Genomic DNA, 16,214 nt, shown 5'->3' with positions numbered 1-16,214 from the left:
ATATAGATATTTTAGAATATCTCAATACTATTTTCATTTAACGACACAGAACTAAAAGTGTTTTTAAAGCGATTTTTTGTAAATTTTTGTTGCTGTTATTTTTTTTAGGAGATAATTTTCTTCTTTTCTTACAAAAAGAGAGCTTTTTTGTAAAACTACAAAAGAAAGATTCTAATTTTTGAGCAGATTCTAAATTAGAGTAGTATTTTTGCTCTATCAAAACTTTATTTTTTTCTATTTCTTCAATCTGTATTTATTATTTTTAAAATGAAAATTAAATTCACTTTATTTTTTGCTGTTTTTGTGATTACTATTTGCTCTTTTTCTTTTGTGGCTGCTCAAGATACAACTGAAAAACTAGAAGGGAAATTAGAAAATAAGATGAAAAATATTATAGGTAAAAAATGGGGATTAGCTCATTACATAGAAGTTTATATTGATGAATCAGACACACTTTTCAGTGTTAGAGATTGCGAAAAAGAATTTTTAGAACTAAAGGAAGACAAAAGTTATAATTTTTCTGCTTTTGATAGAACAGAAAAAGGAACTTGGCAAACAGAAAATGATTCTACTTTTGTATTGAAGAAACCAAATGGTAAAGTGCTTAGAAGATATGAAATTTATGGTATTTCATCACAATCAAATTCTACAAGTAGTTTTGACAGTATGGCTATTTTGGATATTACTCAGCGAAATACATATTTAGAAGTTTATGCAGAGTGTAAAGCAAATGATGTGAGTCAGTTTTATGATTCTCGTTCTCTTTTTCAAGAAACTATAGGTTGGGGAATTGTTGGAGGAATTCAGTATTACAAAAGTCCTGTTTTAGAAATTGGAATTGCTAAAGCAAAATGGAACTGGAAAAAAACTTTTTTTGCTGTTTCTCTCTCTGGAGAAATTGCTCCTTTTAATAATTCATTTAAAGAAGAGTTTGAATTGCGAGAAAACTCATTAGGAACAATTGATTCTATTCAAACTTCTCCTTGGAAAAACTACTATGGATTGGCTCTTACAGGTTGGACTCAATCTTGGGTAGCCTTAGGAGGTGCACTTACTGTTCACTCAGATGGTGATAAAATAAATCCTGGTGCACGTATTTTGATGGGAGTTTCTCCTAGAACTTTATTTGGAAGTGGTAATGCTGGTAAAATAGGAAATGCTTTACATCTTACTTATTCTTATCAATTTCTCTTTGTTCCACAAGGTTTAGATAAAGTAATTAGTAATCTCAATCGCCATGCATTTTCGCTTCGTTTTGTAATTCCTGTCAAAACTAGAGAGGTAGAAACTCGTAAGATTTTAGATTATGAAAACTAAATCATTCTTACAAATCAAAATTCATTTCTGTAAGGTTGTTGTGAGTTCAGTTCCCCAGAACTGAATAGCCGTATTTGATAGCTCACAAATCATAATTTTTATATTAGAATGAAAAAGGCATTTTATTTTGTGTTTATTTTTTTGTCAATTTTACTAATAGGTGAGTTATTTTGGCTCTTAGAAAAATTATTATTTGTAAAATATAATTTAGAGAGTAACAATATGAGTAATTACATATACTCTTTATTAGATGAGCTCACTCCATTGACAAAACTTTAATTTTCTGATTGAATTTAGTTTCTTTACTCATTGGATTATTGAGTATTTTTTTGATTTCTAGTAATCCATATCGGAAAAAAGAGTATTCATTATATCCATTTGAACAGACTCTTATTTTCGTTTTTTTATGTTTCCACTCCCCTACTTTGTAACACCAAACAAATGCAATAGAACAAAGAGCAAGTAATTTAGCTATTTTCTCTGGTTCTGTCAATTTTGTATTTTCTAGCTTAAAACCTTGTGTTTTTAGTGCTTTAAACAGCGTTTCTATTTCCCAACGTTGTTTATAAATTTCAAAAGCGTTTTCTAAAAAAACAGGTGAAGCTAGATAAATATATCCTTTTTGTGTTCTGCTTACAGATAAATATACTTCTACACCATTGACTATAAAAACACCCTCTAAATGATACGTTTCTGAAATAGCCAGTCCTCTACACCATGCTGCAATTGACTTTGTTTTACCTTTTCTAGTCGCTTTAAAATTAGACTTTAGTCGCATTACAAAATCAAAGTTTTTTCCTGATAAATAAGTAAACCATTTTTGACCTACAAACTCTCTATCTGCTACAATAGAAGAAATAGATAGGTTAGGAAAAATAGATAAAAAACGTTCTATTAATTCGATGCGTTCTTCAGTAGAAGAGTTTCCTTTTTTTGGAAAAACAGACCAAATAAGAGGCACTGAAACATTCTTATAAGCTGCTGAAAGTAACAAAATATTTATATTTTTTTTACCCACTTTCCAATTGGAACGGTCAAGACATAAAACAATATCCTTCCACTTATCAATACCTTGTAAAGAAACAATTAAACGAGTAATTGCCTTAAAATCAAGGTTATAGTGATTTAAAAAGCGTTCAATACGACGTAAAGAGGAGCTGCATTCTACATTCCGTTCAAAAGCTGTAGCAATTTGAATCAACCCTCCTAATCCTACTTTTATAACAGCTATTACAAAAAGACCTATAAATTGAACTCGTGCAAAATGAAACTCTGTTAAATGAGAAGATAAAACAGTAACTAATTTTGTAACTTTACCACTAGAAGCATACTTTGCTTTTGCCATAATTGAGAAAATTTTGTGAGAAAAATTTTGTAAGAAACTCAATTATGGCTTTTTTTTATCTCGTTTCAAAATCTTTTGTCAGAGGACTGAGTTAGATGAGTTTGCTTTCATAATTATTTGTCATTTTTTAAGTTGTTTGGTTATTCTATTAGTTTTATTCAAAATAACATTTCAAAAGTCAAAATAAAAGCTAACTATCCAAATTTATGTTGATTTCAAGCAAATTTGCAAAACAAAACTAGTTTTCTGTGATGAAAATTCTGACAATTATTAAAATCAAAATTCATTTACTTATTTTTGAAGTTATTAATAAATGACATTCAAACAATATTCTTTATAAACCTTGCCGTTATTGGTGTTTTAGCGTAGCGACACCAACAACATAGAAACTATTTTTTATGCTAGAAACAACTATTCAACAAAAAGTTAATCATTGGTTAGACGGAAATTATGACAATGAAACTAAGGAAGCTATCAAAAAACTATCTGAAACAGACCTTGCAGACGCTTTCTATAAAGATTTAGAATTTGGAACAGGTGGACTTCGTGGACTTATGGGAGTTGGCACGAACCGAATGAACCGTTATACAGTCGGTGCAGCTACTCAAGGACTTTCAAATTACCTCAAAAAATCATTTCCAAATAAAAAAGAAGGAGATATTAGTGTAGCTATTGCTTATGATAGTCGTAATAATTCACCTGAATTTGCTCAAATTGTAGCCGATGTTTTTTCTGCCAATGATATAAAAGTATATTTATTTACTGCACTGCGTCCTACTCCAGAGCTTTCTTTTGCCATTCGTCATTTGGGTTGCAAAAGTGGTGTTGTCTTGACAGCTTCACACAATCCAAAGGAATACAACGGTTATAAAGCCTATTGGGAAGATGGTGGACAAGTAGTTGCTCCTCACGACAAAAACATTATCACAGAAGTACAGGCGATAAAAAGTGTAGATGAAATAAAATTTGAAGGAAAACCAGATTTGATAAGAAGCATAGGAGTAGAAATTGATAAAGAATATTTGTATCAAATACTAGAACCTTTAGCTGATAAAAAAACAAGAGAAATTGTAAAACGTCAAAAAGATTTATCAATCGTTTATACACCAATTCACGGAACAGGAATTACACTTGTACCAAAGGCATTGAGAAAATTGAGATTTGAAAATATTCATGTAGTAGAAGAACAAGCTCTAACAGACGGAAATTTCCCAACAGTAGTTTATCCAAACCCAGAAGAAGCTGAAGCAATGACTTTAGCACTCAAAAAAGCAAAAGAAGTAAATGCTGATGTTGTGATGGCAACTGATCCAGATGCTGACCGTGTAGGAATTGCAGTAAAGAATAAGGAAGGCGATTTTGTATTAATGAACGGAAATCAAACATTTGCTTTATTGGTAGCCTATAATTTGGAAGCATGGAAAAATGCAGGAAAAATCAATGGTAATCAAATGGTAATCAAAACCATTGTTACGACAGAATTGATAAAAGAAATTACGCAAAAATATGGCGTAAATATCTACGATACTTTGACAGGTTTCAAACATATTGCTGCACTTATTGAAAGCAAAAAACAAGCAGGTAGTAAGGAAGAGTTTATTTTAGGAGGAGAAGAAAGTTATGGTTATCTGATTGGTGATGAAGTTCGTGATAAAGATGGAGTTGCTTCGTGTGCAAGTATTGCACTTTTGGCTGCTTATGCAAAAGACAAAGGTTTTTCTCTTTTCGAATGGCTGATTGAAATCTACAAAGAATACGGTTTTTATTTGGAGCAGCTCGTTTCTATCACTAAAAAAGGACAACAAGGTGCTTCTCAGATAGAAGAAATGATGAAAACATTTAGACAAAATCCTCCAAAGAAATTAGCTGGAAGTGATTTATTATCTGTCTATGATTATCAAAATCAAACTATTTTAGATGTTCAAAAAGGAACTTCTAAGCCAATGGAAACAGACTTACCAAAATCTAATGTACTTGCTTTTTATACAGAAGATGGAAGTAAGATAAGTATGCGACCTTCGGGAACAGAACCAAAAATCAAATTCTATTTTTCTGTAAAAGATGATTTAGACAAAACAGAGGATTATGAAAAAGTAAAAAAAGAACTTCAAGCAAAAATTCAAAAACAGATTGTTGATTTGGGGATTAATTAAAGCTATTCAAACCCTAAGGGACTATGAAGACCCTTAGGGTTTTTTGATGAAAAAAATTAACAACATACAGACGTGAAATTAAAAAATATAATTACCTTTGTGTATGTTAAAACAAAACTTACTTATTCGTTGTCTTACAAGACTATATCTCTTTTTTACTCTAACTATTGGAGTAAGTCATTTTTCTTATGCACAAGATAGTTTTTCTTATAAAGATTATTTTCCAAAACAAAAAGTAGATTCTGTGGAGTGGTATTATGGAGCAATAGCAAAAGAAGAGGCTGAAAAGATTGATAGTACAAAACATGTAAGCCAAAACTTAGAACTATATTTTAGGAATGATGAGTTTCCTTTTGATAATCCTGCACCACTTTTAGAAAGTTATTTTGAAAAAAGAGCTGTTTTGACAAATGTATCAGATATTCAACAATTAGTACAAATTTTTCCTACAACGAGCTGTGAGAGTTATTCAGTAACTCGTTGTGGAGCTATATATAGAGATATTTTAGTTTTTTATAAAGATGGAGTTCCTATTTCAGTTTTGAAAATTTGCTTTTCTTGTAAAGCAACCTGTTTTGTGAGTAGTAATGGAGAACAAGACAAAAATGCAAAATGCCTTGCAAATCCTCTTTCAATCAAAGAAATTGCTAAAGAGTGGGTTCGAAGAGGTTGGATTGACTTGAGAAGTGCTAGTAGATAAAATTATAAGTTATCTTCCTCTGTAATTGTTCCTCGTTTTCCTAGTTCTATCACTTCTACATTTGTGATTTTGGAGTTGTTTATTTCTAATCGAATAAGTGTTCTCATGTGATGAAAACCATGTTTTCCTGCTGCGCCCGAATTAAAATGTATCAAATTTCTTTTAGCATCAGGCATTATTTTTAAAATATGCGAATGCCCACACACAAAAATTCTAGGTTTTATTTCATCTAATTCTTTCTTCACTTCTGGTTTATAATTTGGTGGATAACCTCCAATATGTGTCATAAAAACTTTCAGTCCTTCACAATCAAAAATCTGATTTTTGGGATAACGAACTCTCATTTTTTGGTCGTCAATGTTTCCGTAGACAAAAATAGTAGGTTTGAAGGCTTCTAATTCATCTGCTACTTCTATACTTCCAATATCTCCTGCGTGCCAAAGTTGATCGCAATCTTTAAAGTAATTTTTTACTTGTGGGTCTAAATATGAATGTGTGTCTGAAATAATTCCTATTTTCATTTTCTGTTTTGATTCTGTTTTTGGAATAATGACCAATTTACAAACAAAAATCCTTCTCTAAATAAATTAGAAAAGGATTTGTGAATTTTTTAGTAAGAAAACTAAATTATACTTTTTGAGTTTCTTCTTTTAAAGTCGGATAATCTGTATATCCTTCTGCTCCTGATGTATAGAATGTATTTGGATTTGGGTCGTTAAGATGAGCATCTTCTTTCATTCTTTCTACTAAATCAGGATTAGAAATAAATGAACGACCAAAAGCTACTAAATGTCCCAAACCATCTTTCAAATCTTTTTCAGCTCTTTCTTTATCATAACCACCACTGATAATGATTGTTCCTCCAAAAGCGTCTCTAATTTTTTGTTTTACAGAAAGAGTAACCTCAGGCGCACCTACTGAAGAATGATCTACAATATGAATATAAGCAAGGTTAAGTTTACCTAATTCTTTTGCCAAATACTCATAAAACTCTTCGACACCTTCAAAAACTCCTGTACTATTATAAACTCCATAAGGAGAAAGACGAATACCTACTTTTTCTGCTCCAATTTCTGCAATAGTTGCTTTTGCTATTTCTAATGCAAATTTTGCTCTTGCTTCATTGTTTCCATTATAACTATTGTCTAAAGAATTTACAAGAGGATTTAAAAACTGTTCTATTAAATAACCATTTGCACCATGTAATTCGACACCATCAAAATCTGCCTTTATAGCATTCTTTGCACTATCTACATATTCCTGAATCGTGTTTTTGATTTCACTTTCAGTCATTAGTTTTGCTGCTGGGTACGATTTCAAACCTTCCTTATCAGTATACATCTCACCTTCTACTGGAGTTGTAGTTGTGCTCAATACTTTCGCATCTTTTGCCATATTAAGAGGGTGTGAAACTCTACCTGTGTGCATCAATTGCATGAAAATTTTTGCTCCTCCTTTATGAACCTCTTCAGCTACTTTTTTCCAACCCTTAGTTTGAGCATCGGAAAAAGCACCAGGAATACGTGGGTAGCCCAAACCATTTGGCGAAGGACTAACTCCTTCTGTAATAAGTAAACCAGCACTAGAACGCTGAGCATAATAAGTTGCCATTAAATCGTTTGGAATGTTGTCTATTGCTCTTGAGCGAGTAAGAGGTGCCATAACAACACGATTTTGAAGAGTTATATTTCCAAGTTTGAATGAATCAAAAAGCATAATGTCTATAAAATTTATGAAAAATCAATGAATAAAAAATATGTTGAATAATAATAGAACGTTTGTTCCAAAATTCTAACGCATTGATTTGTTTAAAGGTTATGTTAAAATATCTAAACTGATTTAGTTTATTTATTCAATTACTTCTACTTCAGAATTTTTCTTGTCAAAACCTTCTAAATAACTGATTTTCCAAATTTCGTTTTCTTTTTTTGCTCTAACCTTATAAATGAAGCCATTGTCTAAAGTCCAAATAAAAGCTGTTTCTTCTCCTTGTTTTTCAAATTTAGAAAGAAGGAGTTTTTCCCAGTATTTTTCTGGATAATCTTGACAGTTACACAAGGCATTTACACCACTATCAATAAAAGGAGGTAAATCACCAACTTGCCAAACAGCACTCCCATTTTTGAGTTTTTCATCCATTGTAGCTGATAGTTTTTCATAATTTTCTAAAAACTCTTTTGCAAAAAAGCCACTTTTTTCTAGTCGTTTGATACTATTTTTTTGCGCTTCCATATCTATACCTGAATAAATAGTATCTGTCAGATTTGTTTGAATAGGTTCAAAACCACCAACTGCTGGGTCAGCTGTTTCTACCCAATTATATGTGTTGTCAGTTCTGTACTATCTTGAGTAGAGATTTGATCAGATTTTTGTGTATTTTCTGTATTAGTAGATTTCGTACATCCTTGTAAAGAAAAGCTAATACAAAAAATAGCTATAAAAGATAATGAAGAGACATTTTTATATAAAAATTTGAAAAACAAATAGTAACTTTAAATTCAATGTTGATAAGAGCCTGTTCGATTTTAGTTAAATAAAAAGAACATCAGATTTTTTTCTTAGTTAAGTAATTGATTTTCAGTTACTAATTAAAATATCAATTCTTATGTTTACTACTGAATATTTATCTGATGCTCTTTGGCAATATATGAAAAAATTTATACCTTCTTCGTATTTGAAAAGAAAGCGTAAACACAGCTTGTATAATTTATTTTCAGATCTTTTTTATCTGACACGTTCAGGAAGTAGTTGGCGTCTACTCCCTAGCAGTTATGGTATTCCTTGGAGTAGTTTGTATGATTACTTTAGCAAGTGGCAGAAGCTGGGTTGGTATAAGCAATTATTGGACAAACTAGTGAAAAGAGAACGACTCGCAAAAGGTAGAGATGCTAAACCCTCTTTGGGTTGTGTAGATTCTCAAAGTGTACAAAGCATTTATGGAGGTGAGGCAATAGGCATAGATGGTTATAAGCTAAAAAAAGGGCGAAAACGCCATATTCTAGTAGATATGCAAGGAAATTTATTAGAAATAGAGATTAGTCCAGCGAATGAAGCTGACGTAAATCAGCTATCCTATTTGGCTTACTTGGCGCAATTTAGAGGACGAAAGTTTTTTAAAATTCTTGCCGATGCAGGCTATAGAAGCACTAGCTTAGCTAGTGAAATATTTAGTCAAACGGGTGTGCAAATTGAGGTTGTCAATAGCCCAAGAAGAAAAGATAAAGAAGATAAATCGTTCAGTCCTCAGCCCAAAAGATGGGTAGTGGAAAGAACTTTTGCTTGGCTCAATCAAAACCGAAGATTAAAGGTTGATTATGAGAAAACCATACAATCTGCGAAGGCTTTTATTTATTTAGCTATGATTTTGAATCTCAATAAATAAAGGAGCTAGAAGAAATAAAAAATAAAAAATCGAACAGGCTCTAAATTACTTGACAAAGAAATAGAAAGAAGATCAAGAGTTTGTTAGGGCAAACGCACGAAAAAAAAACGTACTCGTTTAAAGCAAGTCAAGCTAGTTTTTAACTTTATAAATTGAATTTACTCTGATAGTTAAAGTGTGTTTAAACACACTGAAAGTAGTATAAAAAGTTTCGTGCTACCTTATCATAAAATAGAAATTTCTCAAACTGACTCTAAGAATAAAACGCCTTTTATCGAAAATCAACTTGTAGAAATTGAAAAGCTAAATCAAAAAGATTCTTTTTCTAAATTAGAAGCAACAAGTTATAAATATGAATATTTAAAAATGAAAGGAGAAGAAGAGTTTTACATTTCAAAAGTAAATTTTAATACACACTTATTGTATGCTTTTTCTAAACTTAATATTGAGGCTAAACTTCCTGTTTATCTTGATTATTGCAATTTAGTAACTGATAATCAATTAGTTGTTCAATCAAATTCGTATTCTTATGGAGTTGATAAAAACTCTAATCAAATTAAGTATCAATCTTATTTCAAACTAATTTCATTTGAAGCAAATGTCTATTATGTTCCTTATAAAGACTATTCGTATTATGAAAAAGAAGGTGAGAAATGGATAAGAAAAGATATTCCTATTGAGATAGAATTTTGATTCTAATTCTAATCAAAATTATGAACTTTATATCAATTCAAGATTACAAAACAATAAAAGCTCAGTTTTTTTGAGTTAAAGAACATAAAGTTTTATACAAATTGCGTAACTTTGTAATATATAATCAATTCTAATTATTACTTTACTAGATGAACGATATTACACCACAAGAGCTAAAAACTCTGAAAGACGAAGGAAAACAAATACAGCTTTTAGATGTCAGAGAAGAGTTTGAATATGATGAATATAATCTTGATGGCAAACTTATTCCTTTGGGAGAGCTGCCTACACGTTTAGAAGAATTGCAAGACTGGAAAGAAAAAGAAGTCATTGTACATTGTAAATCTGGAGGACGCAGTGCAACAGCTAAAAACTTCTTGATTTCTAAAGGCTTTAAAAATGTCAGAAATCTTTTACAAGGTGCAGAAGGATATAAGAAATTATCATAAAAAAAGTATTTTGACTACGTCCTTAGAAAAAGAAAACACCATTGTTATTTCTGCAGAAAATATAGGAAAAAGATTCGAAAGAGAATGGATTTTTCGAAAACTTTCTTGTCATTTTTGCAGCAAACAACCTACAGCTATCGTAGGGAGTAATGGGAGTGGTAAATCAACTCTTATCAAAACGCTTGTTGGATATTTGCCTTTATCAGAGGGAAACTTAGTTTATTCTTTTGATTCCAAGACAGATAAAAAAATAATCCAAAAAGAAGATTGGCAGTCTCATATTTCTTGGGCTGCTCCTTATACTGAATTGATAGAAGAGTTTACACTTTTAGAACAATTAAAATTTCATCAGTCTTTTAAATCTTTTGATATAGAGATAGAAGAAATAATTGAAAAATTAGGTTTTTCTAACACGAAGAGTAAAACAATTCGTTTTTTCTCTTCAGGAATGAAACAAAAACTAAAATTAGCCTTAGCAATCTATTCTGATGCCAAAATAGTGTTTTTAGATGAGCCTACTTCTAACCTTGATAAACAAAATAGTGAGTGGTATTTGCAAGAAATAAATACAGTTTTTGGCAAAAAAACACTTATTATTGCATCAAATCAAGAATCTGAATATTATTTTTGTTCACAAATCATTGATATTCAGAACTTAAAGCCGTAAACTTGTAAAAAATTGTATTTTTGTATTAAGTTTCTGTTTTTTTACTTGCTTTTTTTTAGAAATTCAAAAATTCGCATTATCTTTAATGATTATTAATTTTGAATGAAAATTGTCATTAGAAATATATAATCGAAAATTAAAATTAACGACTAAACCTTGCTTTAATCTTAACTTAAATTTGATTTTAAATTTTAACTCAATCTCAACTCTTTAAATCCTGAATTTATGAACGTATTTCGTAACCCTTTTCTTTTAGTAGTATTATTTTGTTCTTTGTTTCTTGTAAAATGTACATGTGATGATGACACTGATGATGCAGAATCTTTAGTAGCTCAAATCTCTCAATCTTGGAAAATTAGCACACTTACAGTAAATGGTGATGCTGTTACTGAGGATATTGATGGCTTTACACTTACATTGAATCAAAATGCTGATGCTCCTACTACATATAGCATTACTACAGGTGGTTTGGCTTATAACTTTGCACCAAACACTTCTGGTGACTGGACATTAGCTCCAAACAATGAGAATCCTACTTCAATTGTTTTTAGTGGTTCTACTGCTACTTTAGTAAGTGCTTCTTCTACTCAACTTGTTATTCGTTACAATGAAGCTGCTGCTGATGGCAAACCAGAACCAGTTGTACAGTTTACTCTTGTACCTAGATAATTTAAATTTTTCCTAATGTATTCTTAGGAAAATAAATTATAAAAAAGACTTTTCTTTATTTTTTGAATAAGGAAAAGTCTTTTTTTATGGAGTTTATTTTGAATGTGATACAATAGTTTTATTTTTTCTCTACTACTTCAAAAGGAAGTTCTATTGTTTTTCCATTTTCTACTAAAGCTATTTTATAAGTAGAAATAGGCAAATAATACTTTTCATTATCTGATTTAGAGACAATAAAAGGTTTTTCTTTTGTAGAAAGGGATTTTGATATTTTTTTTGCAGCTTCTTCATTTATTGTCAAATCATATTTCCAATAATTCAAACCTTTATTTGCTTCTAGTTTTTCAGAATACAGAACTACATTGTTCTTATCTAAAATACGAAGTTCTACATTTGATTTTTGAGTAGTAAAGAAAATAAATTTTTGCTCTTCCTCATTTGGTTCATAATTTCCAAACCACTTGCTCCAATAGGTTTTGCCCCAGTTTTTATTGAAAGTAATTTTTTCTTTATCTAAGAAAAATGATTTTTCTTTATCCATTTTTACAAGACTTTGTAGAGGTGCAATATCCACCACATAAAGCGAACGTCCATGAGTTCCGACAACCAAATGATTTGCCACAGGCTGAACCGATAAATCATGAACTGCTACACGAGGAAAATCTTTTCCTAAAGTCATAAATGACTTTCCAGCATCAAGAGAAGCATACAAATTATGGTCTGTTCCAACAAAAAGTAAATTTTTTTCTTTAAAATCTTCTCTAATAACATTTACAGATTCTAAAGGTAAATCTGTTCCAATGCGTGTCCAAGTTTTACCAAAGTCATTCGAAACAAAAATAATTGATTCAAAATTATCAAAACGGTATCCATTCAAGCTAATGTAAACTCGTTCCATTTTGTGTTTTGAAGCCTGTACACGACTTACCCAAAAGTTTTTATACTGAGGAAACTGTTTCAAATAATTCTGTGAAATATTTTCCCAACTATATCCTGCATCTTTGCTCACATGAACCATTCCATCATCAGAACCAACATACAAAAGACCAAAACGCAAAGCAGATTCATCAATAGAAGTAAGTGTATTGTAAGCTACATCACCAGTTTTTGCTTCTTTTGGATTTGCTCCTCTTGTTAAGTCCTCTGAAATAGTTTCCCATGTTTTTCCTTGGTCAAACGAACGGTGTACACGATTCGAACCCATATACAAAATATTTTGCTGATGTTTTGAAAGGTGTAATGGAGTTTGCCAGTTGAAACGAAATGGTTTTTGTCCTAGTTCATGTGAAGGTGTAATGTAGTCAGATGCTAACGTTGTTTTATCGATTTTATAACAATTTCCAAATTGATAACAGGTATAGACAGTATTATTATCTCTAAAATCAATCTCAACTTGCATTCCGTCACCTCCTAAAAGTCGTTTGTAAGGATAATTACCTTCTTGTTGCCATGAATCTGAATATTCGTATTGATGTGAAGCTGTCCAAACACCATTATCTTGCAAACCTCCATACACATTATAGGGTTCTGCTCTGTCTGTTGCTACACTATAAAACTGACCAACAGGAATAGAGTTTGATTTTGACCATGTTTTGCCGTCGTTATACGAAATATTTATTCCTCCATCGTTTCCATTTATTAAATGTCCTTCTTGTTTTGGATTAATCCATAAGGCGTGATGATCTGCATGGACATTATCTCCATTTATGCTTCTCCAGTTTTTGCCTCCATCATCACTTGTCAAGATTGGAACGCCGACAATGTAGAGTTTTTGAGGATTATTTTGTGAAACTCGTACTTGTCCAAAATAATAACCATACGAATAAACGACTTCATCGATGCTTCCTTCGTGTGTTTTTTGCCATGTTTTGCCTTTGTCTTTTGATAAATATAATTCTAAACCTTTTACGGGTGTGTCAAACAAACGAGAATTAGCATCTCCCAAAAACTCTACTAATGCTTTTGGCTCTATTTTGCTTTGTTTGATTTGTTCTTTTACAAAAGCTACATCATATTTTTTTGGAAAGTGATTTTCTTTCAAATATTCAGTTATTTCTGCATCAGAAACTTTCAAAAAATCTTCACTTTTCATTGCTAAAATAGCATCTTTGGTAAGAGTTAGTTTATTATTCTCTTTTTTACCGTCTTTCTTGATTTCATCTTTAGGTTTACGGTCTTGATTATCCAAACACGCATAAACCCAATCAGGATTTGCTTTTGAAATAGCTAAACCAATTCTTCCAACTCCCTCTGAAATAGGAAAACCACTTTCTTTTGTCGTTATTTTTGTCCAATTTTCGCCACCATCATCAGAACGATAAATTCCACTTCCTGCACCTGCTTCTTCAAAATCCCACGCTGCTCTATGTCTTTGCCAAGTAGCTGTATAAAGTGTATTCGGGTTTGTGGGGTCAATTATTAAATCAACTGCACCTGTATTTTCGTCAATGAAAAGTGTTTTTTTCCACGTTTTGCCTCCATCAGTTGTTTTATAGATTCCTCTTTCTTTATTTTTCGAATATAGATGACCGAGCGCAGCAACGAAAAGTGTATTTTTATCAGTTGGATGCAAAACTATTCTACCAATATGCTGCGTTTCATTTAATTCTGTGTCATTTTTGTGTTCCCACGTCTTGCCCATGTTATACGAAACATACATTCCATCTCCAGAATATGAAGAACGAGAAGAGTTATTTTCTCCAGTTCCTATCCAGATGGTAGAATCTTCCCACGAAACAGCAATATCTCCAATAGACATTACTTTTTCATTTTGAAACAAAGGAGTAAAAGAAGTTCCGTTTGTATTGGTATGCCAAAGTCCACCAGAAGCAAAAGCAGCCAAAAACTCATTTGGGTTATTAGGGTTTACTTCAATATCGACAACCCTTCCACTCATAATTGTTGGTCCTATTGATTTTATAGGAATATTTTTGAGCCAAGAGGTTGATGAATTAATTTTATTTTGAGAATTGATACGGTCTTGAGCTGTCGTAAATTCTAATTCAATATCCTGTGAAAAAGCTGTATTTGAAAGCAATGCACAGGAAATAAAAGTAAGAAAAACTCTTTTCATGTTAGTTTGATTAAGGTTTAAAATCTGTTTTGTCTTTAGTTTGATACAATTTGCAAACAAATTCGTTGCTTAAAAAAATGATCGAATAACTTTTCTTTTTTTTAACACAAAAGAAAAAATAAGGACAAAAAAAAGCCTAGCATTTTTTATAAAATTGCTAGGCTCTTGAAGTTATATTTTTCAGAACAGATTATTGTACTGTTTTTGTTCCAATATAAATATTTGTGAGATTTTGTACATATTCGCTACCTGTAACTTTGATAGAAATTGTATTTTCAACACGAGTAATATCTACATCATTATTATTAGTAGAATAACGCACTGTTTCTACTCCTCCATTTGTTTCAGTTGTTTTGTCTGTAATTTCCACAACAATATTTTTTGTAAGCACTTCGCTGTCACCTTTATTTGAGAGTGTAATTACATTAACTGCTCCTTCTACATTAATATCACCTAATAACAGATTGTTATATGTTCCTGGAAGGTCATCAGCATAATTAATTACATCATCTTCATCACAAGAAGTAAAAGAAATAGCCATAAAAGCAAGCACGAAGAACATTAAGATTTTGTTCGTTTTCATAGTATAATACAGTTTAAAAAATTTGAAATACAGTTTAAAAAATAAATAAATCAAGCCAAAAGTATGACTTGATTTACAATTATATAAACGTACCTATTCTAAAAATGTTTTGAAAATATTTTTTAACTATTAAAAAAACATTTAGTAGCTTCTGAAAAAACAAGGTTTTGTTTTATATAAATTGATATGGATTGGAGGTTAATTTGTCTAATCTTTATTTTGACTAATTCTAATTCCATATTTGTATTCGTTTTTCAAAAACAAATCTTTTGTTTCATTGCTTTCGTTATAGAGATAGAGTAGGAGAAAATGTGATATGTTGCCTACTTTTAAAATTTATGAATTATAATTAACAAAAATACAAGAAAATTATGTCAAAAAATGGAATTCAAAAACCGTTTGTAACGATGAAAACATCAGTTACACAAGAAATGCAAAACCTTATCAATGAGCAAATTAAGTTAGAAGCTCGTTCTTCTTGGGCTTATTTAGCTGCTGCTTCTTGGTGTGATAAAGAAGGATATGTCAATTCGGCTAAATATCTTTACAATCATGCAGAAGAAGAACGCATGCACATGATGAAATTTTTCAATTATCTAAATAATGCAGGTGGACATGCACTAGCACCCGAAATTACAGATATGCGTTATGATTTTGAGAAGTTAAGAGATGTTTTCGAAACAGCTTTAAAGCACGAAATCAAAGTAACTTTAGCAATTAATGACCTTGTAGATGCCTGTTTGAAAGCAAAAGACTTTGCTACTTTTCAGTTTTTGCAGTGGTTTGTCAATGAACAGCGTGAAGAAGAGGTAATTTCTCGTCGTGCTGTAGAGCTTTTTGATATTATTGGTGAAGAAGGTCAAGGAATTTGGCTTATTGATCAAGCAATCGGAAAAATAGAAGCTGAGATACAAGAAGCAGAAGGGGCAGATGCAGAAGCCTAAACTATTATAAAAAAACAATAATATTTGAAATCACTATGAAATTTATTTTTGTAGTGATTTTTTTTATTCTAATAATTTTTAAGCTATCTTATGTAGTACTACATTTCAAAAATTAAACTGTTTTTCTTATTTTGAGTTTAGATAAATAAAAAAAATATTTAAAAGTGATTTTCTTTATAGAAATAGTCTTTATTACTCGTAACTTTATAAATTAGAGCGTTTAATTAAAATTTGAACAA

General features: G+C 30.9%; 15 protein-coding genes. 9 read left to right on the top strand and 6 right to left on the bottom strand.

Annotated features, from left to right (window positions below; all coding sequences use genetic code 11):
• The first annotated feature begins 267 nt into the window (after positions 1-267).
• Positions 268-1,317: a hypothetical protein gene (locus V9L04_RS08670; RefSeq protein ID WP_338793699.1), complete on the top strand. Its 1,050-nt coding sequence runs from the start codon at positions 268-270 to the stop codon at positions 1,315-1,317.
• A 256-nt stretch (positions 1,318-1,573) separates the two neighbouring features.
• Here V9L04_RS08670 and V9L04_RS08665 read toward each other — a convergent pair whose 3' ends face one another.
• On the bottom strand, positions 1,574-2,662 hold the full coding sequence (locus V9L04_RS08665; RefSeq protein WP_338791486.1) for an IS4 family transposase: 1,089 nt from the start codon (positions 2,660-2,662) through the stop codon (positions 1,574-1,576).
• 398 nt (positions 2,663-3,060) lie between these two features.
• On the opposite strand from V9L04_RS08665, the gene V9L04_RS08660 reads away from it, so the two are divergent.
• The gene (locus V9L04_RS08660; protein ID WP_338793698.1) at positions 3,061-4,815 is read left to right on the top strand and encodes a phospho-sugar mutase; all 1,755 of its coding nucleotides are present in this window, start codon (positions 3,061-3,063) and stop codon (positions 4,813-4,815) included.
• Positions 4,816-4,918: 103 nt separating this feature from the next.
• Positions 4,919-5,515 carry a hypothetical protein gene (locus tag V9L04_RS08655; RefSeq protein WP_338793697.1) on the top strand — a complete coding sequence of 199 codons (597 nt, stop codon included), beginning with the start codon at positions 4,919-4,921 and terminating at the stop codon, positions 5,513-5,515.
• 2 nt (positions 5,516-5,517) lie between these two features.
• Here V9L04_RS08655 and V9L04_RS08650 read toward each other — a convergent pair whose 3' ends face one another.
• The 3 genes from V9L04_RS08650 to V9L04_RS08640 all read right to left on the bottom strand — a co-directional run bounded on the left by V9L04_RS08650 (position 5,518) and on the right by V9L04_RS08640 (position 7,747).
• The gene (locus tag V9L04_RS08650) at positions 5,518-6,036 is read right to left on the bottom strand and encodes a metallophosphoesterase family protein (protein WP_338793696.1); all 519 of its coding nucleotides are present in this window, start codon (positions 6,034-6,036) and stop codon (positions 5,518-5,520) included.
• A gap of 106 nt (positions 6,037-6,142) precedes the next feature.
• Positions 6,143-7,231: an alkene reductase gene (locus tag V9L04_RS08645; RefSeq protein WP_338793695.1), complete on the bottom strand. Its 1,089-nt coding sequence runs from the start codon at positions 7,229-7,231 to the stop codon at positions 6,143-6,145.
• Between the two features lie 132 nt (positions 7,232-7,363).
• Positions 7,364-7,747 (bottom strand): hypothetical protein, encoded by a 384-nt coding sequence (locus tag V9L04_RS08640; protein ID WP_338793694.1) that lies wholly within the window; start codon positions 7,745-7,747, stop codon positions 7,364-7,366.
• Between the two features lie 373 nt (positions 7,748-8,120).
• On the opposite strand from V9L04_RS08640, the gene V9L04_RS08635 reads away from it, so the two are divergent.
• The 5 genes from V9L04_RS08635 to V9L04_RS08615 all read left to right on the top strand — a co-directional run bounded on the left by V9L04_RS08635 (position 8,121) and on the right by V9L04_RS08615 (position 11,375).
• Positions 8,121-8,897: an IS5 family transposase gene (locus V9L04_RS08635; RefSeq protein WP_338793693.1), complete on the top strand. Its 777-nt coding sequence runs from the start codon at positions 8,121-8,123 to the stop codon at positions 8,895-8,897.
• Positions 8,898-9,074: 177 nt separating this feature from the next.
• Positions 9,075-9,590 carry a hypothetical protein gene (locus V9L04_RS08630; protein ID WP_338793692.1) on the top strand — a complete coding sequence of 172 codons (516 nt, stop codon included), beginning with the start codon at positions 9,075-9,077 and terminating at the stop codon, positions 9,588-9,590.
• A 149-nt stretch (positions 9,591-9,739) separates the two neighbouring features.
• Positions 9,740-10,039, top strand: a complete 300-nt coding sequence (locus V9L04_RS08625; protein ID WP_338793691.1) for a rhodanese-like domain-containing protein — start codon at positions 9,740-9,742, stop codon at positions 10,037-10,039.
• The gene (locus V9L04_RS08620) at positions 9,990-10,706 is read left to right on the top strand and encodes an ATP-binding cassette domain-containing protein (protein ID WP_338793690.1); all 717 of its coding nucleotides are present in this window, start codon (positions 9,990-9,992) and stop codon (positions 10,704-10,706) included. Before V9L04_RS08625 ends, V9L04_RS08620 begins: the two co-directional genes overlap by 50 nt.
• 225 nt (positions 10,707-10,931) lie before the next feature.
• Positions 10,932-11,375, top strand: coding sequence for a hypothetical protein (locus V9L04_RS08615; protein WP_338793689.1), 444 nt, complete (start codon positions 10,932-10,934; stop codon positions 11,373-11,375).
• Between the two features lie 118 nt (positions 11,376-11,493).
• Here the strand turns inward: V9L04_RS08615 and V9L04_RS08610 are convergent, their stop codons facing one another.
• Together V9L04_RS08610 and V9L04_RS08605 are read right to left on the bottom strand one after the other, a co-directional pair.
• Positions 11,494-14,448: a glycosyl hydrolase gene (locus V9L04_RS08610; protein ID WP_338793688.1), complete on the bottom strand. Its 2,955-nt coding sequence runs from the start codon at positions 14,446-14,448 to the stop codon at positions 11,494-11,496.
• A gap of 190 nt (positions 14,449-14,638) precedes the next feature.
• The gene (locus tag V9L04_RS08605; protein ID WP_338793687.1) at positions 14,639-15,031 is read right to left on the bottom strand and encodes a hypothetical protein; all 393 of its coding nucleotides are present in this window, start codon (positions 15,029-15,031) and stop codon (positions 14,639-14,641) included.
• Between the two features lie 371 nt (positions 15,032-15,402).
• Between V9L04_RS08605 and V9L04_RS08600 the strand changes: the two genes are divergently transcribed.
• Positions 15,403-15,975 carry a ferritin gene (locus tag V9L04_RS08600; RefSeq protein ID WP_338793686.1) on the top strand — a complete coding sequence of 191 codons (573 nt, stop codon included), beginning with the start codon at positions 15,403-15,405 and terminating at the stop codon, positions 15,973-15,975.
• Positions 15,976-16,214: the final 239 nt, after the last annotated feature.

The organism is Bernardetia sp. MNP-M8 (assembly GCF_037126285.1).
Classification (GTDB): domain Bacteria; phylum Bacteroidota; class Bacteroidia; order Cytophagales; family Bernardetiaceae; genus Bernardetia.
Note: the sequence above shows the minus strand (reverse complement) of the source record. Positions and strands in the feature narration are given on the sequence as shown.